The 21,958-nt window shown below is 68.1% G+C and carries 15 protein-coding genes and 4 pseudogenes; 7 read left to right on the plus strand and 12 right to left on the minus strand.

Annotation, left to right across the window (positions count from 1 at the left end; all coding sequences use genetic code 11):
• Positions 1-78: 78 nt before the first annotated feature.
• Positions 79-828, minus strand: a complete 750-nt coding sequence (locus GUY61_RS08890; protein ID WP_166629535.1) for an SDR family oxidoreductase — start codon at positions 826-828, stop codon at positions 79-81.
• A 91-nt stretch (positions 829-919) separates the two neighbouring features.
• On the opposite strand from GUY61_RS08890, the gene GUY61_RS08895 reads away from it, so the two are divergent.
• The 3 genes from GUY61_RS08895 to GUY61_RS08905 all read left to right on the plus strand — a co-directional run bounded on the left by GUY61_RS08895 (position 920) and on the right by GUY61_RS08905 (position 3,758).
• Positions 920-1,528 (plus strand): TetR/AcrR family transcriptional regulator, encoded by a 609-nt coding sequence (locus GUY61_RS08895; protein ID WP_166629536.1) that lies wholly within the window; start codon positions 920-922, stop codon positions 1,526-1,528.
• 252 nt (positions 1,529-1,780) lie between these two features.
• Positions 1,781-2,572: an inositol monophosphatase family protein gene (locus GUY61_RS08900; protein ID WP_166629537.1), complete on the plus strand. Its 792-nt coding sequence runs from the start codon at positions 1,781-1,783 to the stop codon at positions 2,570-2,572.
• A 205-nt stretch (positions 2,573-2,777) separates the two neighbouring features.
• Positions 2,778-3,758: an Lrp/AsnC family transcriptional regulator gene (locus GUY61_RS08905; RefSeq protein WP_166629538.1), complete on the plus strand. Its 981-nt coding sequence runs from the start codon at positions 2,778-2,780 to the stop codon at positions 3,756-3,758.
• Positions 3,759-3,810: 52 nt separating this feature from the next.
• Here the strand turns inward: GUY61_RS08905 and GUY61_RS08910 are convergent, their stop codons facing one another.
• The 9 genes and pseudogenes from GUY61_RS08910 to GUY61_RS08950 form a co-directional block, all read right to left on the minus strand.
• The gene (locus GUY61_RS08910; RefSeq protein WP_166629539.1) at positions 3,811-4,059 is read right to left on the minus strand and encodes a helix-turn-helix domain-containing protein; all 249 of its coding nucleotides are present in this window, start codon (positions 4,057-4,059) and stop codon (positions 3,811-3,813) included.
• Positions 4,060-4,102: 43 nt separating this feature from the next.
• Positions 4,103-4,283 (minus strand): annotated as a pseudogene (locus GUY61_RS39915) (GTP-binding protein); the annotation flags it as partial.
• Between the two features lie 6 nt (positions 4,284-4,289).
• Positions 4,290-4,460, minus strand: coding sequence for a 50S ribosomal protein L32 (rpmF, locus tag GUY61_RS08920; protein WP_166629540.1), 171 nt, complete (start codon positions 4,458-4,460; stop codon positions 4,290-4,292).
• Between the two features lie 102 nt (positions 4,461-4,562).
• Complete coding sequence (locus GUY61_RS08925; RefSeq protein ID WP_166629541.1) at positions 4,563-4,934, minus strand: DUF1330 domain-containing protein; 372 nt, start codon at positions 4,932-4,934, stop codon at positions 4,563-4,565.
• Between the two features lie 439 nt (positions 4,935-5,373).
• A complete protein-coding gene (locus tag GUY61_RS39920; RefSeq protein ID WP_243766292.1) occupies positions 5,374-5,766 on the minus strand; it encodes a hypothetical protein in 393 nt (130 codons plus the stop codon).
• Positions 5,767-6,038: 272 nt separating this feature from the next.
• On the minus strand, positions 6,039-6,269 hold the full coding sequence (locus GUY61_RS08935; RefSeq protein WP_243766293.1) for a hypothetical protein: 231 nt from the start codon (positions 6,267-6,269) through the stop codon (positions 6,039-6,041).
• Between the two features lie 100 nt (positions 6,270-6,369).
• Positions 6,370-8,079 (minus strand): choice-of-anchor P family protein, encoded by a 1,710-nt coding sequence (locus GUY61_RS41490; RefSeq protein WP_166629543.1) that lies wholly within the window; start codon positions 8,077-8,079, stop codon positions 6,370-6,372.
• 656 nt (positions 8,080-8,735) lie between these two features.
• The gene (locus tag GUY61_RS08945; RefSeq protein WP_166629544.1) at positions 8,736-11,384 is read right to left on the minus strand and encodes a ParA family protein; all 2,649 of its coding nucleotides are present in this window, start codon (positions 11,382-11,384) and stop codon (positions 8,736-8,738) included.
• Positions 11,381-11,779 (minus strand): hypothetical protein, encoded by a 399-nt coding sequence (locus GUY61_RS08950; RefSeq protein WP_166629545.1) that lies wholly within the window; start codon positions 11,777-11,779, stop codon positions 11,381-11,383. Before GUY61_RS08950 ends, GUY61_RS08945 begins: the two co-directional genes overlap by 4 nt.
• Positions 11,780-12,441: 662 nt before the next feature.
• On the opposite strand from GUY61_RS08950, the pseudogene GUY61_RS08955 reads away from it, so the two are divergent.
• The 4 genes and pseudogenes from GUY61_RS08955 to GUY61_RS08970 form a co-directional block, all read left to right on the plus strand.
• A pseudogene (locus GUY61_RS08955) lies at positions 12,442-12,602 on the plus strand (IS1380 family transposase); the annotation flags it as partial.
• A complete protein-coding gene (locus tag GUY61_RS39925) occupies positions 12,601-12,864 on the plus strand; it encodes an FG-GAP repeat protein (protein ID WP_243766294.1) in 264 nt (87 codons plus the stop codon). The pseudogene GUY61_RS08955 and the gene GUY61_RS39925, both read left to right, overlap by 2 nt.
• Before the next feature lie 768 nt (positions 12,865-13,632).
• Positions 13,633-14,238, plus strand: a complete 606-nt coding sequence (locus GUY61_RS08965) for a transposase (protein ID WP_243766295.1) — start codon at positions 13,633-13,635, stop codon at positions 14,236-14,238.
• Between the two features lie 175 nt (positions 14,239-14,413).
• Positions 14,414-14,815: pseudogene (locus GUY61_RS08970) on the plus strand (tyrosine-type recombinase/integrase); the annotation flags it as partial.
• A 158-nt stretch (positions 14,816-14,973) separates the two neighbouring features.
• Here the strand turns inward: GUY61_RS08970 and GUY61_RS08975 are convergent.
• Positions 14,974-15,345 (minus strand): hypothetical protein, encoded by a 372-nt coding sequence (locus tag GUY61_RS08975; protein ID WP_166629546.1) that lies wholly within the window; start codon positions 15,343-15,345, stop codon positions 14,974-14,976.
• Positions 15,342-21,919, minus strand: a pseudogene (locus GUY61_RS08980) (RHS repeat-associated core domain-containing protein). The gene GUY61_RS08975 and the pseudogene GUY61_RS08980 overlap by 4 nt, the downstream one beginning before the upstream one ends.
• Between the last annotated feature and the right edge of the window lie 39 nt (positions 21,920-21,958).

Below are 21,958 nucleotides of genomic sequence, written 5' to 3' on the forward strand. Positions count from 1 at the left end.
GCGGAGGGCGGAGGGCCAGTGAAGCGGGAGCACCTTGCAGAGCGGCTCGAATCCGGCTCGTCCGTAGATCGCAGGAACTCAGATCTGGTTCAGGCCGCCGTCGACGTACAGGCTCGAACCGGTGATGAAGCTGCTCTGCTCGGAGGCGAGGAAGGCGACGGCGGCGGCGATCTCCTCAGAGCGCCCGAGGCGGCCCAGCGGCACCTGTGCCGCCAGTTGCCGCCTGAGGCCGGCGGCCTGCTCCGGGTCGGGGGCGAGCCCGGACAGACCAGGGGTGTCGGTCGGGCCCGGCGTGATGGTGTTGACCCGGATGCCGCGTCCCTTGAGTTCGTTGGCCCAGGTCCTGGCGAACGATCGGGTGGCGGCCTTGGTTGCCGCGTACACGCCGAACGCCTCCGTGCCGACGTCCACGTTGGTGGAGCCGTTCAAGATCACCGAGGCGCCGTCGTTGAGCAGGGGCAGCGCCTTCTGGACGGTGAAGAGCGTGCCCCGGGCGTTGATGCCGAAGAGGGTGTCGAAGTGCTCTTCGGTGATCTGCTCGAGCGTCGCGAACTCGGCGACGGAGGCGTTCGCGAACAGTACGTCCAGGCCCCGGCCCCGGCTGCGGATCGTCTCGTAGAGGCGGTCCAGGTCGGCCAGGTTCGCGATGTCGCCGATCACCGCGGTGGCCGCTGAACCGATCGCCTCGACGGCCGCGTCGAGTTCGGTCTTGCGCCGGCCGGTGATGAATACGTGTGCCCCCTCGGCCGCCAGCCGTACGGCGCTGGCCAGGCCGATTCCGCTGCCGCCGCCGGTGACGAGAGCGGTCTTGCCCTCAAGCAGTCCCATGTGAACCTCCTCCGGGTTCTGCATCGATCGATGCAGAACTCGAACGGTAGCACTTCTGTATCGATCGATGCGGAAGGGGTAGGCTGCGGGGGTGGGTACCAAACAGAGCGGCCCCGTCGGCCGACCGCGAGGCTTCGACGCCGACGAAGCCCTCGAGCGCGCCATGCTGGTCTTCTGGGAGCACGGCTACGAAGGGGCGAGCCTGGCCGCCCTGACGGGCGCGATGGGCATCTCCACCACCAGCATGTACGCAGCCTTCGGCAACAAGGAGGAACTGTTCCGCAAGGCCCTGGAGCGCTACACCGAGGGCCCGAGCGCATACCTGGCCCGGGCCCTGGAGGAGCCGACCGCCCTCGGCGTCGCCACCGCGGTCCTGGCCGGCACCGTCCAAACCACCACCCGCCCGAGCCGTCCCCACGGGTGCCTGGGTGTCCAGGGCGCCCTGGCCACCAGCGACCCCGGGCGCGGCGTCCGTGACCTTCTCGCTGCCTGGCGCAACAACGGCTGCTCCCGCCTCCAACAGCGGTTCCAGCAGGCCGTCGACGAAGGCGACCTGCCTCCCGAGACCGATCCGGGGCTGCTGGCCCGCTACGTCACCACCTTGGCGTTCGGCATCGCCGTGCAGGCCGCGAGCGGTGTCACCCGCGACGAACTCCGGGCGACGGCCGACGCCGCCCTGCGCAACTGGCCGCTCACCTGAATCCCCCGGCACTCGGAGGAACCGCAGCGTTTGATTGCGAAGGCCGTGTTCGCGTGAGACCGAGCGTGCCCTGTGCTGCGGCAGGGGACCCTGCCGCCACAGAGGCCGGCCGGGGCGGCGGAATCGCTCGTCATGGTGGCCGATTGCGCAGGATTCGACAGCGGTGCCGGTCGTCGGCGGCCCGCACCGCCTGGGTGGCGGCAGGCTCGTTCCGTATCCCGCAGCACATGACCGCGACCGGAGGGCCCCGCCATGTCACTCACTGACTGCCAGTTGCTCAAGCCGATGACCGAAGCCGCCCACGCCGTCGGCGTACTGCTGCGCGCACTTGACCTCCCTTCCGGGCCGGCCCGGGACCGGGACGAGCTACTGCACCGCTTCGCGGCCGTCGACGAGCCCGCGCTGGCCCTGTTGCGCGAGCGCCTCGGCCCGCTGCTGCCCGGCGCCGTGTGGGCCGACGAGCTGGATGTCCGGCTGCCCGAGCACGGGGAGATGTGGGTGGCCGACGCTGTGGACGGCGCGGTGCAGCTCCTTCAAGGGCTCCCGCAGTGGTGCGTCTCCCTCACCCTCGTGCGGGAGCGCCGGGCGGTGGCCACGGTGCTGCACAACCCGCTGCTCGGCGAGACCTGCACCGCGGCTTTCGGCGGCGGCGCCCGGCGCGACGGCAGGCTGATGCGCCCCTCCGTCAAGCGCTCGCTCGACGCCGCCCTGCTCGGCACCAGCCAGCCGCCGGGGGTCGCCCGTGAGCCCGAGGCCGTAAGGGGCGCCGGCCGGTCGCTGAGCGCCCTGCTCCCGAAGGTGGGCGCGGTCCGCAACCTCGGCGCCACCTCCTGGCAGATCGCCGACACCGCGGCCGGCCGGCTGGACGGCTTCTGGCAGTACGGCACCGACGACGCCAACCTGATGGGCCCCGCCCTGATCGCCGCGGAGGCCGGCCTGGCCGTCACCGATCTCGCCGGACGGCCGTGGCGGGCGGGCGCCGACGGCTTCCTCGCCGCGCCGCGGCCGCTGCATTCCCTCGTCCTGGCCACGATCCGCGACTGACGGTGAGACTGACGGTGAGGACGTTCGTGAGCGTCTCCCGGCGGGGGCCGACCCGGCGGCCGACCGACCTCGGGTCCTCAACGGGATCTGTCGACCTTGGCCGGGAGACGCTCGTGTGCATTCACCGAGCGGGCTCGCGTGACTTCATGAGAGCCCGGCCAGAGGCCCCATCACTGTCTTGTCCGACTGCGCCACACTGCACGGTGTGAAGCACAGCGAAGTCAACCACGGCGGCGCCCTCGGCTCCTGTGACGCAGACGTCCTGTCGGTCGCCGACCAGCGCCTGGTCGCCGCCCTGCAGTGCGACGGCCGGACGGCCGCAGAGCGGCTGGCGAACGTACTCGGCATGAGCACACGCGAGGTGCACCGGCGGCTGCGGACACTGACCCGCCAGGGAACCGTCCGCATCCGCGGCCGCCTGGCGCAGCCCCGGGACCTGGGAGCGGTGCAACTCCGCATCCGCGTGCTGCGCGGCAGGCTCGAGCAGATCGCCGCGGTACTCGCTGCCCGGGAGGACATTCCGTTCCTGGATGTGTCCGCTGCGGGGGACGAGATCCACGCCATCCAGTTCACCCGCGGGTCCACCCCGCGCAACCGCCTGCTCTTCCAGCAACTGCCCGCCACCAGCGCCGTCACCTCGGTGGAGGCGCAGACAGTGCTGCACGTCTTCCGCCAGGCCCACGAGTGGCGGCTCGACGTGCTCGACCCGGCCGAGCGGCAGGCGCTCACCCCGCCACCCGCCGCCACGTCGGGGCGGGAGCCGGACGAGACCGACCGGGCCGTCGCCGCCGCCCTGGCCGAGGACGGCCGGTTGTCCGCGTCGGTTGTCGCCGAGTGCACCGGCCACCCGGCCTCAACGGTCCGTCGGCGGCTGGCCGCGCTGCTTGCCGAGGGCCTGCTGCGCACGGAGGTCGTGGTCGATCCCCGGTGCCTGGGCCTGCACGTCGACGCCAATCTGTGGCTGCAGCTCCCGCCCGACCGGCTGGACGCGGCCGGCCGGACCCTCGCCGCGCACCCGGCCGTGCACGGCGCACTGGCCGGCACCGGGCGCAGCAACCTCTCCCTTGCGCTGTGGGTGCCGGACACCGCAGCCCTGTACCGCTTCATCAGTGAGGACCTCACCGGCCTGGGCATCACCGCCGCCGAGACCTTCCTGGTCGGCCGCGCCGTCAAACGCCCCGGTTGAGTGGCCCGCGAACGTGCTTCGGCGCGCGAGGAGTTCGCCTCCACGACGCATCTCAGCAGTTACTCCTCCTCGTCGGGGCGCAGGCGCAGGGCCCTGGCGAGCGCGTGAGCATTTCGGTGGAGGCGGACCTCGCCCGGCCCTGTTCGAGGCGGACGGCGTAATCCACGCCGGCGCCCGCCGGCGCGGCGAGTTCCTCACGTCGCAGTCCCGGCACCCGGCGGTGGCCGGACGTCGGCATGCCGACCTGCTCGGCGCTGACCCTGGCACGGCAGGCCCGCAGGTCCTCGCCCAGTTCAGTCACGGTGGCGGCCTTCCTCGGTCCTCAGGGCTGCTGGGGGCATCTAGATCAGGCGTTCCTCGGTGTGCGACAGGGCCGCCCCGCCGCCGCGCACCAGAGCGGCATCGATTCGCGCAGGCCCTCGCGGTTGCCCAGGACATGGTTGGGGATGGTGGTCTTGCCCAGTCTGTCTTGCCCGCGCCGAGGAATCCGGACAGGACCGTGACGGGCAGTCGGTCGGAAGGCATGGACGGTCAGCTTTCGGGGTGAAGCAGACCGCGCTCGTACGCCTTCACCAGCCGTTGGGGCACGCGGTACGGGACGCCGTCGACGGTGATCGGGACGAGCGCCGGTGCGGCCGCCTTCCACTGGGCGCGGCGGTGGCGGGTGTTGCTCCGGGACATCTTCCGCTTGGGAACGGCCATGTGATCCTCCTGATCGGGTGGGCAGGCAGACGCTACATGAAAATGAATCCCATTAACAATTTCAGGGTCGGGCCCCGCTGAGCAGGAGACCACCGTGCGTGTCTATTCGGGGCGCTGCCCGGTCCGCCCCGCTCGTTCGGCCTCGGCGCGCAGCCTCGCCGCCCGTTCGGCCGGGTCGTAGTCCGGTCCGACGCCCTCGACCACTACCACGTCGCCCTCGATGTGATCGGTACGCAGCGGCAGGATGTCCTGGTAAGGGGGCGAGTCGTACCAGGCACGGGCCTCCGCCAGGCCGGGGAACTCGATCAGCACCATGCTGCCGGGCCACGCCCCCTCCAGTACCTCGGCCGGCGGGCCATGGATGACGAAGCGACCCGCGAAGGGCTCAAGGGTGGCCTGGATGCGCTCCAGGTACTCGACGATGTCGGCGTGGTGCCGACGGCTGCGGAGATGAGCGAAACCATAAGCGGGCACGGTCGGGCTCCTTCGTTCCGGCTCCGGCTCGTCCCGGAGCGGGGGCGGTGACCAGACCGTAGGTCGGAGTCGACCGGGGCGGCGATTACCTCGCGGGTAGTTGCCCCGACCCGTTCGACGTCGAGACATCGGCCGGCCTGCCGCGTCCTGTCCGGCGAACCGCCAAGCCCTCCGAGCACGACGGCGGGCCTGGTGCAACTCGCACACCGGGCCCACTGACCCGCGTCGGGATGGCGGTTGGACTCCCAACCGGCTGCCCGCATCCCTCTACGCGAGCTCAGGGGGACGCAGGTCGGTCGACCGCGGTGTCAGACCAGTTCGTTCTTGTAGAAGATGCTGGAGCGCCGGTCGCCCTCCTCGCCGGAGGCGAAGCCCAGGAAGAGGCGGGACTCGCCCGCGTCGGTGCGGTAGATGGCGAGCCCTTCGGGCTCCCGGAAGGTCAGGGTGGAACCCGCCTTGGTGAGGTCGGTCCCTGGGCGATGGCGCCGGCGGTGTACTTGATGCAGGAGAGCTTGGAGCCGTAGCCGTTTGCGTTGGCATCGGTCTCGATCCACAGGTGGCTGGTGCCGCCGCTCGGGCGGACGCCGAATGCGACGCCGTGGCCGAAGCCGTTGAGGTGCATGTACGAGACGTAGTTGCCGGCGAAGTCGAGCCGGCTGATGCACAGGTCGCCCGCCTCCTCGGCGCTGCCGGCCCGCTTGGCGGCGACGAACAGCCGCTTGTTGACCGAGTCGAAGGCGAAGCTCTGCTGGACGCGCTTGCTGTGCAGGACCTTGCTGCGGAACAGGTCGTAGGACGGCTGCGACAGGTCGAACCGCGGGGTCGCGCTCACCGCTGCGGACGCGTTCTGGGCGCCGTATCCGAGACCGAGCGCGGCGAGCCCACACCCGCGCCGGTGCGCAGCAGACCTTGACGGGTGAGGGACATGGGCGAGTTGTGTTCCATGGCACATCTCCTGGATAGAACGGCGAACGAAGTCAAGGACTTTACGCATGGAACGCGGCGAAGTCCTCAGCGTTCAGAGGTGACACCACCCTGGAGGCCCGGTGCCCGGTGCCCGGTGCTCACGCCCCCGGGCGCCGGACACCGGGCGCATGCGCGTGCTCAGAGATCGACCGGTGACGCGTCGTCGCCGAGCCGCGGGAGGACGTGCGTCATCAGGCGCTCTTCCAGGACGGACGCGTAGATGGCGGCCCGGGTGGCGGCGGGGTGGCTCGGTGGCCAGATCCCCCGGCGGAAGACGCAGCGGCGACCGCGGAAGAACACCACGGTCGTGGCGGCGACGACCACGTTGCCCTCCGCGCCGGGGACGACTTCGCAGGTGAGTGACTCCATTTCGGCGCCCCGCCGTTCGCAGAGATCTTGGACGGCCCGGCGGGCGGACCCCAGGAACACGTCCGCGTATTCCTGTGGTCCGCCCCAACCGGTGGAGTCGTCAGCCACCGCAGTTGTGCATCGCGCTGTTGGCCGAGGCCAGGACGACCTCACCGCCGTCGGCGGGAAGGACGAGGTGCACGCCGTTGACCTTGAGGCCGGCGTCGGCGCCGGCCGATGGCAGTTGTTCGTTCACGATGAGTCGGCCACCTCCGACGAGCGGGATCTCCGTGTTCGGATCACCCGACACGGTGACCGGAACTCCCGCGATCTTCAGGGTGAGTGTGGTGCTGCCCGTGGCCTTGCCGCACTCGCTGCCGGACGTCGCGGTGAGCCCGGACACCTCGATGAGCGGCACACCGGGCAGCCCGATGCGTGCCTGGGCCACGGTCGAGGTCGCCGTGACGTTGCCGGGGGCGAGTGCCGTGGTGACCTTGGGGCACAGCTTCTGCACGGCCAGCAGGGGCGAGGTGTACTCGGCCGAGCAAGGGGTGTCGGTCGTGGTCGCGTCCGCCGTGCGGACGTTTCCCGTGTCGGGCTGGGGATCGATCTCCAGCAGCGGTACGCCGATGAGGTCGACGTGCGCCTGGACGCCGTAGGCACGGCCTGTCGCGTACTGGAGCTTCAACTGCGCGGAGGCGTCCGAGGCCAGGTAACCGGCGTCACCGGCGAAGGATGCGCGCAGCGGGACGGTGGCGGAGTCGGTCAGCGGCTGGTCCACCGACGCGACGGTGCAGGTAGCGTTCCCGCTGCCGCTCGTCGTTCCGCTGCACGTCTGTCGGTCTTCACCGGTGCCGAGGACGAAGCGCACACTGCGCCCAGGCACTGCGTCTCCGTGGAAGTCGGTGAGCTTGGCGGCCAGCTGGGCCGGGGTGCCGTTGGCGAGGTGCCGTACGCCGGTGTAGTCGAGTTCGGTCGGTGAGGTCAGGCCCAGTTCGGCGGAGGTGCTGGACGGGTTGTAGTCGTCATCGCCGCCGAAGGTGACGGCGACGGGTACGGCGTTCGACGTCCCCTGCGGTTGGTCGACCGAGTCGATGGTGCAGGTCGCCGTGCCCGATGCCGTGGTGGTGCCGGAGCACGTCTGCTGTGCGTCCCCCGTGCCCAGGGCGAACCGCACGGCGCGGCCGTTGACCGGCGTTCCGAAGTTGTTGGTGAGCATCGCCGAGAGGCGGGCCGGTGATCCGTTCACCGCGCTGTCGGCACCGGTGTAGGTGAGGGCGGTGTCGACCTTGTGGGGCTGCTCCGGACCGGGACAGTCGGCGGCCTGGAAGCAGGGCAGGAAGTAGTAGGCGGTGATGATCCCGAAGGGCCTTCCGTCGCCCGAGCGCGGGTCGTTGTGGGTGACGTACACCACGACGAGGCTGGCGTCCGTGTTGGTGCAGATCACCCGGTTGTCCGGGGCCGGAACGCAGAAGCCCTCGGTGCCGACGGTCTCCTGGATGTCCTCGTGGTCGGGCACCACACCGTGTTCCAGGATGTGCCGCCTGCCGAACCCGTCCACGGGAGGCTCACACTGAGGGCTCTTGCAGTCGTTCTGCCCTTCACGTAACGGGATGTCGTTGCCCAACACGCCCTGGAAGGTGTCGACAACGGTCCAGTCGATCATGTTCGGATTCGGATCGCCGGGATCGGCGGTTGCGGTGGCGGGTGCGACGAGAGCACCCAGCAGGCCCAGGAGCAGGGCGAGTACGGCTGATGGCAGATGTCGGCGGGCCCGGCTGTACGCCGGGGCACGCGTGGGCGTGCGCGGACGACCGTGAAGAAGCGGCACGGAATCCCCTCCTTGTGACCGGGCCGCCCGGTGACGGCCCGGCGCCCCCGTGACGTCCTGACCACCACGGGACACCCACCCTGCCGTCCGGCAAGGGCCGTGACAAACAGTTGCCGCGCTACGGCGAGTCCTGTCGGCGCGGGGTTGGACACCGTCTTCCTGAGGGACGCGTCAGCCGGCGCTCGGCCCGTGAGCGGCGTTCTCCCGCTCCCGCGTGGCCGTGACCGAGGAGGTGTACCGGAGGCAGCTCGGACCGGTGATTCCGACCGGCGCCGTGTTCATGGACGGCATGTCGGCACCGATCCGCAGCGGCTGAGCGGCCGGTTGCGCATTTTCAGTGGCCTTGGAGGGCGCCTGGGATCTGTAGTGCTGGGTCTCGAATTCCTCGGGTGGGAGGTAGTCCAGGGCGCGCTCTCGCGACCACCCAGGCGCCCGACTCGCAAGCACATCCGGGCCTTGAGCTGGTGTTCAACTATCGAAGTGGTGGTACTTGATCCCGGAACCTCTTCCTCCCGAGTGAGCAACGCGGATCGGTGCTGCTGACGGCGGGGCGTGGCAACTGGGCGCGGGCACTGTCCCCCGTGGACCCGTGGACCCGTGGACCCGTGGACCCGTGGCTGACGCTGACCTGTCCTGCTGCTGAGCCGCCGTAATGTCTACATCGGACCCCTTCGCGTGACGCTCAGCGCCCAGCGGTATAGATCGGGGACGCGGAACGACCGGGCCTCGTCGTCGGTCTCGTTGAGCGTGATGAGGCCGGCCTCCCTGGCCAGGGTGATCAAGTCCTCGGGGGTCTCGGCAAGGGCGTCGCGAAGTGTCTCCTCGCCGATGGGTGTGCGGCCGTAGTCCTTGAGGGCATCGGCTACCGCCCGGAGTTCCTGGAACTCCTCATCCAGCAGGGCCGACAAGGCAGGTTCGCTCACCCGCTCCAGGCTGAGGGCGAGGCTGCGAGGGCGCAGGACCGAGCGGTCGTAGGCGCTGCGCTTCTCCTCCTCCCGTTCCCAGTCCAGTGCGGCGGCGAACAACTGCAACAACGATCGGGGGGAATGGTCGCCGTTGCCGTCCGCGAGGCGGTTCCAGACCCAGTTGGACGTGAAGGCGGTGCGTTCGCCTCGCATGCGCTCGCCGACGAGTGAACTCCAAGCCATGTCGACCTGCTCGGGGGTCCAAGAGGCGACGTCAGTCTCCACGAGGGACTTGTCGGCGGTGCGGAGGATGTCCCGGAAGGCGGCTGCGTGGACAGCGCGCTTAAGGACGACCTTGAAGTATTCGCGCTGGTCCTCCCACTGGAGCCTACGGGACAGACCGTAGAAGTGACTCTTGTTCTCGAAGCGGAGACTGCTCCAGATATCCTGGCGCACGAAGATTTTGAGGCGGATTCTGCTGAACTTGGGGGCGAGGTCGGCCTGCTTTGCCAGGAGGCCGGCGATGGCATTGGAGCGGCGCCTGCGTTGGATGGGCGTGTTGCCGAATGCGGTGTCGAGTCCGTCGAAGAGCAGGAGGAGCTGACTTCCGTTGGCGTCGACCTTGCGCAGCCAGTCGACGCAACGGAGGGCACCCATCGGGTCCCGCAAGACTTCTAGGACGGCCTGGGTGGCGGCGAAGTCTCCCGGTTCGAGATTCTGCATTGCGGGATGGGGTGCTCCGGCGTCGTCCGCAGCGCCTTCGGTGCCGTGCACGGCCAGGGTGATCAGGATCTGCCAAAAGGTGCCCCAGTCCTGGCCGCTCGTGGCGAGGTGCTGGTCAATGGCGTCGTAGTTGTCCGGGCCGAAGGACCAGTCCGGGCGGTCACGGAAGCTGGGGGTCGTGACCGCGACGGGAGTCCATCCCGACAACTCGCCTGCAGCTAGCCACCGGAACAGTGCGGTTTTGCCTGTGCCCTTACGGCCCAGGATGAGGGGGGTATCAGGGTCGGCCGTCTCGCTCACCTGACGAGTGACGACGTAATCCTGGAGGAACTGCTCGCTGTCCAACTCCTCTGCCGTGCCGGTGGAGAAGGACAATTGTGCCAGTGCGGCGGCTTTGCTCTCCGAGGTCTGGCTCTGCAAGCGGCGCTTCGGGGCGGGCTCTGGGACGATCTGCAGGATCCAGTCGGCAATGCGGGCATAAGGGGCGAGGCGGATGCTGTCGGAGGTGACTGTGTCCGAGAAGGAGACCTCGGCGTTATAGGGGACGACGTGAGTGATCTCTTCCGCGGTCAGCATGGGAGCACCATGGCGGGATTCGTTAAAGGGCTCCAGCCACTTGTCGATCCAGGACTTCGCCCGGTCTGCGAGCCTTGGGGCGCTCTGGCCCGGGGGCATCGGGGACACGACGAACCGGGGCTCGGGCGTCAAGGGAAGGGGTGCCTGGCGGCGGGTGGTCGAGCTGAGCAGTGCACCCGTCAGCAGTTCGGTGCCGTTCCGGGCCTGGCTGTGGGGGTGGAAGCAGACCACGGCCATGTCGGAGACATCGAAGAGAAGCGGGGCCGCCACAGGGCTGACACCGGTGCGGGAGTCGATGAGTACCACGTCCGGGCGGAGCGTGGAGTCCCGAGCGTCGTCGATGAGCCGGTGCAGCGCGTTGACACGTTCGCGATACCAGATCTCCGGCTCCAGGGAACGGAGCCGGGCAGCGTACGTGCTGTCGATCCGGCCGGCGGGCATACAGAACAAGCGGCCGTTGTCGTCGATTGGGACAACGTGGTCCAAAATCGAAGGGTCCTCCCCGAACTCGTAGGCGAGAAGGGCCGTGACCACTCCGAGGTCGGACTGGCTCTCCTGGGAGATGCCGAAAAGGGTGTCGAGGCCGGGGGCTTCGAGGTCCATGTCGATGCAGAGGACCTTCAGACCGTGCTCGGAAGTGAGTCGGCGAGCTACGGCCGCCAGGGCTGTACTGCGTCCGACACCGCCCTTGAGGCTGTAGAAGGTTACAACCGGGGCGGAGTCGAGGTCCTGGTCGAGGTCACTGGCAAACGTGATCTGTGTCGGCGTGGCCTCCTCGTCCTCGACGCGGTCTAGCGCGGTGGACCAGGCGGGCGCAGGAGTGGCTGTAGTTGCCAGATCGCCGTACCACGGTGCTTCGGACTCCGTGAGCAACTCCCAGGTATGGATTTGACCGGCGATCCGAGGAGGCACGTGCCCTTGGAATCTGGCACGGCGGTCCGCTTCGGGGAGCGAGGCAAAATGCTCGGAGACGACACGCACGACGAAGCCCCCGGCGTCCGGAACGACACTGATGTCGGAGCCGGGGAGTGCAGTCTGGACGGCTTGAACGACGGCCCGCGTCACATCGTCCTCTGGCATGGCGTCCAGCCTCTCATTCACCGTTGCCCCCTTCCGCGGCTCCGCCCTCGGGAGCCAGCCTGTCTGACGCGTGTCGCCACCCAACCTGCCAGGTGCTGGCCTCCTCGGAGCAGGTCTTCGGCGTCGACACCCGCAGGAAGGGCGACCTTGTAGCGGAGTTCCGTGTCCCAGTGGTCGATGAACAGGGAGGCGTGGCCATAGGGCTTGGTGAACCCGGCACTCGTCCATAAGCCGCGGAGGTTGTGACCCTCGCGACCGCTGCGAGGGAAGGGGATGCCGTTCAGATGCAGGAAGTGCTTGAGCCGACACTCCACGACGTAGCCAGCCAGGTAGACGGCGCCAAGACTCTTCTTCGACTCGGCGAGCACCTGCACTTCAGCGGCCCGTAGGTTCGCCACTTCGTTGAAGTCGCTCATCCCGCCCCCTCTCCCCTGGCTACGCTGGGTGATAATACGCGCACGCCGCGAGTTCGTCAGGTGAACGGACCCTTGACCAGTTCCCCTTGCTTGCGGAAGGGCGGAAGGCGCGAGTTCCGAGGGGTCTCTCCCCTTGGCGCGTCTTGGAGGCCGGCCCGAATCTTGGGGGCGGTCTGTGGCTCTCAGTTGATCACCGCCCTCAAAACTCGGCTCCCAAATGGCTCCCCAAACGACCCCCACAACCACTCAGGGGCCTGACCCGCTTTCGCGGATCAGGCCCCTGACCTGGTACTTGGCTGTCGGGGGTGGCGGGATTTGAACCCACGACCTCTTCGTCCCGAATTAGGGAGGCGGTGTAACCGGCCCAGGGCCCGCACCCCTCTGACCTGCACCGTGACACTGCAAACGCCCAGGTCAGGGGCGTGAGTTCAAGGCTCCCGACCCGCAACGCTGCATCTGGCCAACCCCTGGAACACCTCTCGCACACCCCTCACTTCTTCGAGATCACACCCAGTTCACACCCAGAATCAGCAGAAGTACCCCAGACGTACGCCCAGGTCAGCGCGCATGCAACGCTACCTCCCACACCCCGGGCGCCGCCCCCAGGACTGGGCGCCACACCCGGAATCCGGGGAGCCCCCAGCGGGCCCGTACGCGAAGGGCTGCGTTTCACCGATGCCGACGGCATGCGCCTTACCTGCTTTGCCACCAACACGGCGGCGAGGCGATCGCCGCCCTCGAACTGCTCCACCGCCAGCGGGCCCGCGCCGAGGACCGCATCCGCGCCGCCCGCGCCACCGGCCTGCGCAACCTCCCCCTCCATGAAGTACCGCCTGACGCAGGCAAGTTCGGGCGTGGCCACGTGTGCCACGAAGGACGACCGCTTCGGCTGCAGCCTCTCCGCCGGTGACACCGACGCCGACGGCTACCCGGACCTGGCTGTCGGCGTACCGGACGAGAAGGTCGGCTCGAAGACGAACGCGGGCGGCGTCCACGTCCTGCGCGGCGGCACCTCCGGCCTGACCGGCACGAACTCCCGGTTGGTTCACCCGGGCCACGGCCGGCGTCTCGGGCAGCCCGGGTGAGTACGACACCTTCGGCTACCTCGTCCGCCTGCGCGACATCGGCCGCGACGGCGACAGGGACCTGCTGGTGTCGGGCAACCACTACGGCCCGAGCGTCCTGCTGCCCGGAACGCGCTCCGGCATCACGGCGACCGGTGCCGAGGAGACCGACGTGGTGGCGGCGTTCCCGCAGTAACCAGCTACTGGGCGGATCGGCGACGGCGGCGAAAGCCTCCGCTGGGCCCGTTCGTGCTGCGGCTCCTACACGCGCAGCGCGGCCGATGTCCCGGCTGCGGCACACTGCTGCTGCATGCCGATCACGAGCCGCAAAATCCCACCGAGTGGGAGCAGTGGCTCACCGCCGTCCGCAAGGCGATCCGCCGCACGGCGCTCGCCAGCGAGGACGGCAGCCCTCCGGACAACACCGCACGCTGCCTCATGCGCGCCCACTGCGCGCGACGGAAACCCGCCCGCGCATCGGGACCAGCAGTTCTGCCTGCCCGCGAGCCCTCGGGGCTTGCTTGAGCCGTGTGCCTGGAAAACGGGCAAGCACGGTTCTGAGGGGGCCTCGGCCCGGCAACGGGCCGGGGCTACCCGACAACACCGCCGCCGATCACATTCGAGTGCTGTCCGATGCGCTGGCCCAGATCCCCGGCCAGTCGAGCGCGAAGATCCTGGTCCGCGTCGACGGCGCCGGGGCCACCCACGAGCTCCTCGACCACCTCGTCGCGCTGAGCACCCGGCGCCGCACCGTGGGCTTCACCACGGGTTGGACGATCACAGAGACGGATGAGAAGGCCATCGCCAAGCTGCAAGCAGAACGGCGAGGTCCAGGAGGACTACTTCGTCGCGAAGTCGACCGGTCTGAACACCCGGCCCGGCTGGATCAAGGGCATGCGTCTGATCGTCCGCCGGGTCAAACCCTCAGGACGGCACGCCAAGGACCTGACCGCCTTCGAGAAGAAGACCAGCTGGAAGTACTTCATCACCGCCACCAACATCTCCAAGATGACCCGCATCCCCGGCTCCCACCAGGCGCAATGGATCGACGCCCTCGCCCGGCACCAGGCCGTGGTCGAGGATCAGGTGAGAACGAACAAGGCCCTCGGCCTGCGCAATCTCCCCTCGAAGTCCTACGCGATCAACGAGAGTTGGATGCTCACCGCGAACCTCGCGGCCGACCTCGACGCCTGGCTCCGCCTCCTCACCCTGCACGACGAGCCCGATCTGGCCAACGCGGAACCGGACACCATGCGCTTTCGGCTCCACCACCTGCCCGCCAGGCTCAACCGACACGCCCGCCGCCGCTGGCTCCGCATCGAGCGCACCTGGCCCTGGGCGCAGGCGTTCACCACAGCCTGGAGCAGGATCACCGACCTCCCGGCCGTCACCTGACTGCCGGCTCCCGCCCCGACGACGACCAGAACGGAGGAAACCCGCACCACCCCCGGGAGACGTGGAACCCCGGCGAAGCCGCAGCATCACGCGACGGCCCCGAACCCCCACCACGGGAACAAACCAGGGCGAACCAACAACCTCACTGACGCGACATCACCGCTGACGGATCGAGGTCAACTCCCTCAAGATCCACCAGGAACGGCAGCAGGAAGAACGCCAGGCGGCCGGAACGAGCTGGACGGACAACGGCCTCGTCTTCACCACCCCGCAGGGCAGGCCGCTCGACCCCACCAACGTCACCCGCCGCTTCCGACGCCTCCTCCAGAGCGCAGGGCTCCGCCCGATCCGCTTCCACGACATCCGGCACTCGACCGCGACCCTGCTCCTGGAACAGAGCGTCGACCTTGTCGTGATCAGGGAACTCCTCGGCCACGCCCACATCGGCGTCACTGTCGGCGTGTATGCCCACGTCCGCCTCCGACTCCAGCGGGACGCCATCGACACCCTCAGCGACGCTCTCAGCCAGAGCGACGACGACCCCGACGACCCACCCGCCACAGCCGTCGTCCGCTAACGTTACCGTCACCGTTGCCGTCAACCGGCACGAGAGCCCCACCGATCTCACATCGGCGGGGCTCTCGCATTGATCTCAGTGGACGCCCAGGAACGTCCTACATTGGGGACATCGGAAGCAAATCGCATTCGCCACCAATTAGCTCGAACAGATTCTGGCTAATCGCTGACTCCCCGATCCCAGGACAGTTCCAAATCTGACTTTGCAGCCGCAGACGCCACCCGCAGCTCTTCCCATTCGACGGCCTCTTCGAGTGCACTCTCAGTCCAAATTTCCTCGGGGCCCTCACTTACGGAATTGACGCTTTCGCCGACCGCCTGAAGCAAACGATAATCCTCGCCACTCAGCGAACCGTCAGCCACTCTGGCGCGAGCCACGTGCAGCAAGTCGTCGAATTGAAGCAACATTTCGTCTGCTCCCACCCCCGACGTCTGCAAGTACTGCAATTGTCTTTCGGGCTCCGCGCTGAGCAGGTCCAGCACGGAGATGGCCCACCGCCGAAAGTCCGTCAACTTCCGATCGTCGGTCATCGAATGATTCCTCCCAGATCCCCTTCAGGACCCACGACTCTCCAGTAGGCACCCTCACCATGATGGCCGCCTCCAGGATTCCATCTGAGCATCCTTCCAGTCGGGTCTCCGCGACCTGTATATTCGCGAATTACCCAACCGCCGCCAGCATTCTTACCTCTACCTAGGCCCTCTTCGACCCACCCCTTCCGACCTGCAAAGAATGGGCGAACTTGGTCCGGTGTGACGCCACCGCTGAGGGCCGATGGGGTATCGAAGATGTCATCTGCCGAACGAATCCCTGGAAGCTGGCCAGCCTCCCCGGCGAGCTGCCTGCGCAAACGCTCAGCATCGGCGGCACTTGTGGAGCAACTGGAACAATCGTCCGCCAGACGGGCGAGCGTTCCGCTGACCGACTTCCCCGTGGCTGCCACTTCGCCGGCGACCACCCTTGCCGTCGCTCTGTTCCATCCGATGCCGACAAGATAGAGAACGTCTGTGACGATTGCCTCTACGCAGTCACCCTTACCCGTGAGGCAGTTGATGTTGGCCTGCACTCCGAATGGATCGTTCCCGGCGGGTTCCAGCAGGCCGGCTTTGTTTGCCGTGGAGCAGAACGCCCCATAGTTTTTGACGCTGGGATCGTTCCCTTGGCATACGCCCACTGCCCAGTCGTGCAGTGCCTCGTCGTACGTTTTGCCGAAGATCATTGCTCCCCTGGCTGTCAGGTCTTCTGCAGTGGGGATGGGAACGTTGTTGATGATGATACGGCCCGATGGGCTTCCGGAACTATCGATGGGTGCTGTGCCGCCGCCTCCAGCGGTGTTGCTGGGGGTGCTGCCGGAGCCCGGGTAGTCGTTGAGGGCTTCGTCGGTGGGTTCGTGTCCGGGGGTGGTGTTCAGGCAGCTGGTGCAGTTGCGTGACGGGCAGTCGATTTCGGCGCACAGGCCGGTCGGGTCGGCGCTGGTGACCGGGTTGTTACTGGCGTAGGAGTAGCCGTTCAGGCTTTGCGGGGCATCGGGGGTGAGGAGCGGGTCGACGCTGATGAATTGTCCGACGGCTGGGTCGTATTCGCGGGCGCCGATGTGGGTCAGGCCGGTGGTGGCGTCTGCTGTCTTGCCGAGGAAGCCCTTGTCGTCGGGCCAGGCGGGGCCGGCGGGGGTGCCGCGTTCCGCTCCGAAGGGGGTCGTGTATCGCTTGGTGACTGCCTGGGTGCTGTCAGCTGTGACGGCCAGGCTGGAGGTGCCGTGGTGGTCACCTGCGAGGTAGGAGAGCTTGTTGGTGCCGGACTCGTTGGAGCGGACGGCGACAGAGCCGTAGTAGCGCTGTGCCCAGGTGGTTCCGTCGTCGCGGAGGTGGAGTTCGGTGGCTCCGGCGTAGAGGACGCGCTCTCCGTCGCCGGTGTCGCGGATGAGGAGGGCACCGTCGGCGTCGTAGAGGTAGTCGGTGGTCGTGTCGCCTTCGGTGAGCTTGGCGAGTTTCCCTTCTTCCGACCACTCCAGGTGCTGCGGGTCGGATTCACCGGGGCGCTTGGTGGTGTTGCCCGAGTCGTCGTAGCCGTAGGTGCGGTCGGGCGCGGTGCAGTCGGCTGCGGTACTGGTGCCGGTGAGCCGGTGAGCCGGTGCGACTGGGTGGCGGCGTGGCAGTACGTGGTGGTGGTGCTGCCGGTCGCCTTGTGCTGGGTCTCGGTGGCCCGCTGTCCGCCTGTGGTGTAGGTGTACGAGGTCCAGTACGGTGCCGGTCCGGACAGGCTGCCGACGTCCTGGGTGTCGGCGCAGTCCTGTGAGGCGGGGGTCCAGGATTCGGTCAGGCGCCGGTGGCCGTCGTGGGCGAAGCACTGGGTCTCCGCAGCGCTGGTGCCTCCGAGTGTGGTCGGGTCGGCGATGGAGGTGACGTTGCCTGCCTGGTCGTAGGCGTAGTTGAGGTCCTGGAGCATGTACGGGTGGGTCTGGTCCGTGACGCTGCTGCGGGTGAGCCGTCCGGTGCCCTCCTCGTACCGGTTGCTGACGTAGACCTTCTTGTGCTCCTCGGTGTTGGCGGTGCCGAGCACCAGGCCCTGCACCTGCCCCAGGGCGGAGTAGTCGGTCTCCAGGAGGTATCCGGTGCTGCCTCCGATGGACGTGGGGAGACCGAGGCCGTTGTAGCCGTAGCTGACGATCTCCGAGGGCAGGCCGCCGAGGGCGGGATTCTTCGTGTTCTGCAGGGTGCCGTCGATGTTGTAGTAGTCGGTGAACTCGAGGGCGGAGGGTGTCCCGGCTGTGACGATGGGGTCGTCGGCAGGGAGTGTCAGCTGGGTCGTGGTCGGGCGGGAGAGGCCGTCGTAGACGGTGACCGCCTTCGTGTAGGCCTTGCCGCTCTTGCCACCGACGTAGCGCGTGGAGGAGGTCGGGTGGCCTTTGAGGACGCTGTCGTACTCGTACCCGGTCAGCTGGTTGGCATCGGTCTGGGAGCCGGCCCAGGTCCCGGTCGGGCGGCCGAGTACGTCGTAGTCCGAGACGACGGACTTGCCGCGTCCGTCCGTGGACTTCACGGTCTGGTCGAGTTCGTTGTACTCGGTGTGCGTGGTTCCGGTGTCCGGGTCGGTGACGCTGGTCTGGCGCCCGAACAGATCGTAGACGTAGGTCCACTTGGAGCTGTCCGGACCGGTGATCGCCGATGGCTGGCCGTCCGGATTGTGGGTGTACTTCACCGAGGCGTATGCGGCGCCGAGGTTACCGCCGTACTGGGTGTCCGCAGGGCTGGTCCCGGCGTACTCGCGTGCCTCGATGGTGCGTCCCCGTGCATCCACGATGGTACGTGCGGCCGAGCCGCCCTCGACCGCGGTGGTCGCGGTCGAGTCACCGGTGTAGCTGGTGGTCGTGGACCACTTCTTCACCCCGCCCACGAGGAAGGTGCTCGTGGTCGGACGCTCGGCACCGTCGAAGACGACCTCTGTCTGGGACGGCGCCTCACCGTACTCGGCACGCGTATACGTGCCGTTGGGCTCGCTGGTGGTGTCGAAGATGTCGGCGTACGTCTCGTAGGCCAGGCCGCGGGTGTCGTAGCGGGTGTCCGTGAGCAGCCTGCCGCCTTCCGGAGTCGGCGTCTGGGTCTGCAGCGGTCTGAGCAGCGCGTCGTAGATGGTGTAGCTGGTGTTGTAGGTCTCACCGTCCTTCTTCAGGGCGGAGGTCGAGACCCATGACGGTTCGCTGTTGCTGACGTGGTAGGCGAACTTGGCATTCGGGACCTGGCTGCCGCTGGCGCGGTTCGGCAGCCACACATCGGTCAGCCGGCCGAGCGCGTCGTAGGCGAACTCGGTCTTCTTCAGGTTCGCGTCGTAGGTGCGAAGTGCCAGTCCGCGCCGGGCATCGAGGAAGCTTATCGTCCGGTGGGTCTTGGCGTTGGTGACGACGGTCTTGGTCAGCGGACCGGCGTCCGTGGGCGTGTAGGCGGTGGTGGTCGGGGGGTTGTTCTTGGCGTCGGTGACCGCGACGGCACGGCCCAGGGTGTCGTAGTCGGTCTTCGCCATGGTCTGCCAGGCAGCCGGGTGACGCTCGCCGCCCGTGACGGACGCCGGGTAACCGGACGCACGCCCGGTCCAGGTCGCCTCGCCCATGCTCGGCGTCTGGCTCTCGGTCCATCCGGTGGCGGTGGCCGAGTCGTAGACGACGGCGGTGTCGGAGACGACGTCGCCCCGGTCGTCCTTGGACGTCGGCAGGTCGAGTGAGGCTTCGGCCACCGAGCAGGAGCGGGCGACCGTGCGGGTGCGGGACGTCAGAGAGGTGATTCCGGCATCGGGGTTGCGGGCGTACCAGGTGCGGGTGCAGGTCTGGTCACCGCCCGCACCGACCTCACCGGAGTCGTCCACCGTGACCGGCATGCCGTAGTCGTCGAAGGTCGTGGCCACGGCACGCGCCCGCCAGGTTCCGGGGGCGGTCAGGTAGGTGTAGGAAGTGCTCTTCTGTGTACGCACGAACCGGGCCACATGGTCGGCGGCACCGGGCACCGCCTGGCGGGCGGTCTCCTTCGACCAGGGCTGGTACAGCGTCGCACCGATGGGTGCGGAGCCGTTGTAGGCGACCTGCTGGCGCAACTGCCCCGCGTAGTGGCCCGCATCAGTGATGGAATCGACGCCGAGATCGGGCGCGGAAAGCGGGGCGACACTCACTGAACGAGTGGTGCCGTCCTTCTGCTTGTCCCCGTCCATGCCCTGCATGTACAGCGAGACAGTCTTCGAGCGGGTGGTCTGCTGGGCTCCCTTGTGCACCGTGACCTGGCGGTAGCCGCGCCACGACGACCAGGTCCGCTCGTCCTGCGGCGTGAACGGCTCGTCGTTGTAGTGCCAGGCCGCACCCGTGTAGGTGTAGTCGTTTTCGACGGCTTCGTTCTGTCCGGCCGGGTCGGAGGTGACCACTGCAAGGACGCGGTACTTGTGGAACCAGTCCACGGACGCCTCGGCCGCGCCGTTGATATTCCAGTACTGCGGGTAGCAGGAACGGGTGTTGGCATCCTCGGCGGCACCCGTCACCTCGCTGCGGATGCACTCCGGCGAGGAGAGGGTCACCGTGGTGATGGCACCCGTCTCAGAAGTGATGGTGGAGATGCGGGGGCGGGTGAGCGGCAGGATGTCGTCCGTGGCGTCCACCCGGTTGGGCCGCCACTGGTACGTGAACGAGACCGGCGCGAGAGCGGTGGAGGTGGCGCCGGCCTTGCCCGTGTGCTTGAGCGACGTCAGGGTGAGTACGTGGTCGGAGGTATCGCCGATGTCTCCACCGTCTTTGTACTCCTGCGTCAGGTCCCAGGAGTCCACCGGTTGGTATGCGTTCGTGGTGGCATTCCAGGAGAAGGTGTTGACGCCGGTCAGGCGCTTTCGGGAGAAGAAGGTCGGCCCGGTGGAGATGCAGTCGGTGTCACCGTCGGAGCAGATGGAGTCGAAGGGGACGTCGGGCCAGTTGTCGGCGGTGTCCTTGGTGAGTTCCGAGCAGTCGGATGCGGTGCATCGCTCGGCGTGATCGAAGGTGACCTTGGCGTCGGCCTTGTCGGTGAACAGATATCCCTTGCGCAGCCCGTAGCCGATCTCCTTCAGGTAACCGCCGCGCGTGTAGGAGGTGTTCGCGGTATCGGCGCCGTTCCTCTTGTAGTGGTTGGTCTCTTTGGCGTACCAGTAGGTGGCGGCGTTGCCGTGCGTGTCCTCGACGTAGTCGAGGTTCCAGCGCCAGGCCTGCGTCAGGTGCCTGTCGCCGAAGGTGCTGCCGTTGTCGTAACCGGGCTCACCTGAGTCGTCGCCGAATACGGCGGTCGCCCAAGTGGAGTTGGTGCGCTCGTCTGCGGCGCCGGCCAACTTGTTCAGTCCGAAGACGTACTTGGTGCCGTCACCGGTGACCACGGTCCAGTGCTCGCCGTTGTCGTCGCCGTTGTCCGCGCCCGTCGACCGGGTCACCTTGGAGGCGTCGTCGCCCTCCAGGCGCCAGGTGCTCTCCCAGTTCCCGTTGTCCTTCACCAGGCGCGTGGACTTGCCGTTGAGCACCAACTGGGCGTTGTCGTACTTCCAGCAGGAGTCGAACTTGTCGTCGTGTCCGTCGTCGTCGCAGGCGCTGTACGAGCGCTCGATGTACGACTCGGTCAAGGAGAAGCCTTCGCCGACCGCAGTGCCCTGGTTGTTGGTCGTCGCCGTACGCCCGTCGATACTGCCGGAGTCGTACGACAGCGACAGCTGGGGGGAGGGGCCGGCGGCGGCCGGAGGCGTGGTGAAGCCGTAGGACCAGGTGAATGATCCGGAGCTGCCTCCGGCCTCCCACGAGGAGGACTCCGACAGGCCGGTGGCCGTGTAGTCGCCCGTCCCGGTCGGCGACTCCCCGGAGCCGGCCGCTGCCGCAACCACCGCTAGGACGGCCGTCCCCGCCGTTTCACTGCCTGCGAGCTGCGTCGACAGACCCGCGTCTGTCTTCTGCAGCACCACCGGCGCGGAGACGGTCTGGGCTGCGATGTCGTTGCGCGAGCCGAGAGGCTTCTGCGCACGGCATGCCGGCTTCTTCGGGGTCGTCAGCGAGCATGGCGGAAGCTGAACCAGTTGAAGTCGTCCCGCCCATCCGCCGCCAATCGCTCCGGCGAAGCCGCTGTAGTCGACGGTGACCTTCGCCCGGCCCGCCGAGTCCGCCTCGGTGGTCAGCAGCACACCGTTGATGCCCAGCTTCTCGGCGGTTTTCCGGTCCAGCACCTTGACGCGGGCCTCGCCGCTCGCAACTGTCTGCTTCTTCTGTGCCTCGGGGGTGATCTTCACTGGTAGACCACCAGGTGAGACGGTGCCGGGTCTACCGGCGTGGAGCTTCAGCGTGGCCGTGGCCTTTTCGGGCCAGTCGGCTGCTCGCTGCTCGGCCCGTGCTCTCTTGCTGCGCGCGCTGTCGGCGGCTTTGTCCTTCGCCACCTTCTCCCGGGCCTTCTTCGCTCCCGGCCCGGTGACTTCCCTGACTTTGCTCACACGCTCCGCGGCGGCCTTCGGGCGCCCCAGACCTCCTGCGCCGTCTTTCGCCTCCGCGACGGGCGAAAGGCCCACCGGCGCCAGCAGCGCCAGTGCGACGGCGCCGATGAGCGCCCTGCCATTGCCTCGGCCCACCATGGCACGAAAAATTTTTGAGGTGCCTATGCCAAATGCCAT

Source organism: Streptomyces sp. GC420, from assembly GCF_009916105.1.
Taxonomy (GTDB): domain Bacteria; phylum Actinomycetota; class Actinomycetes; order Streptomycetales; family Streptomycetaceae; genus Streptomyces.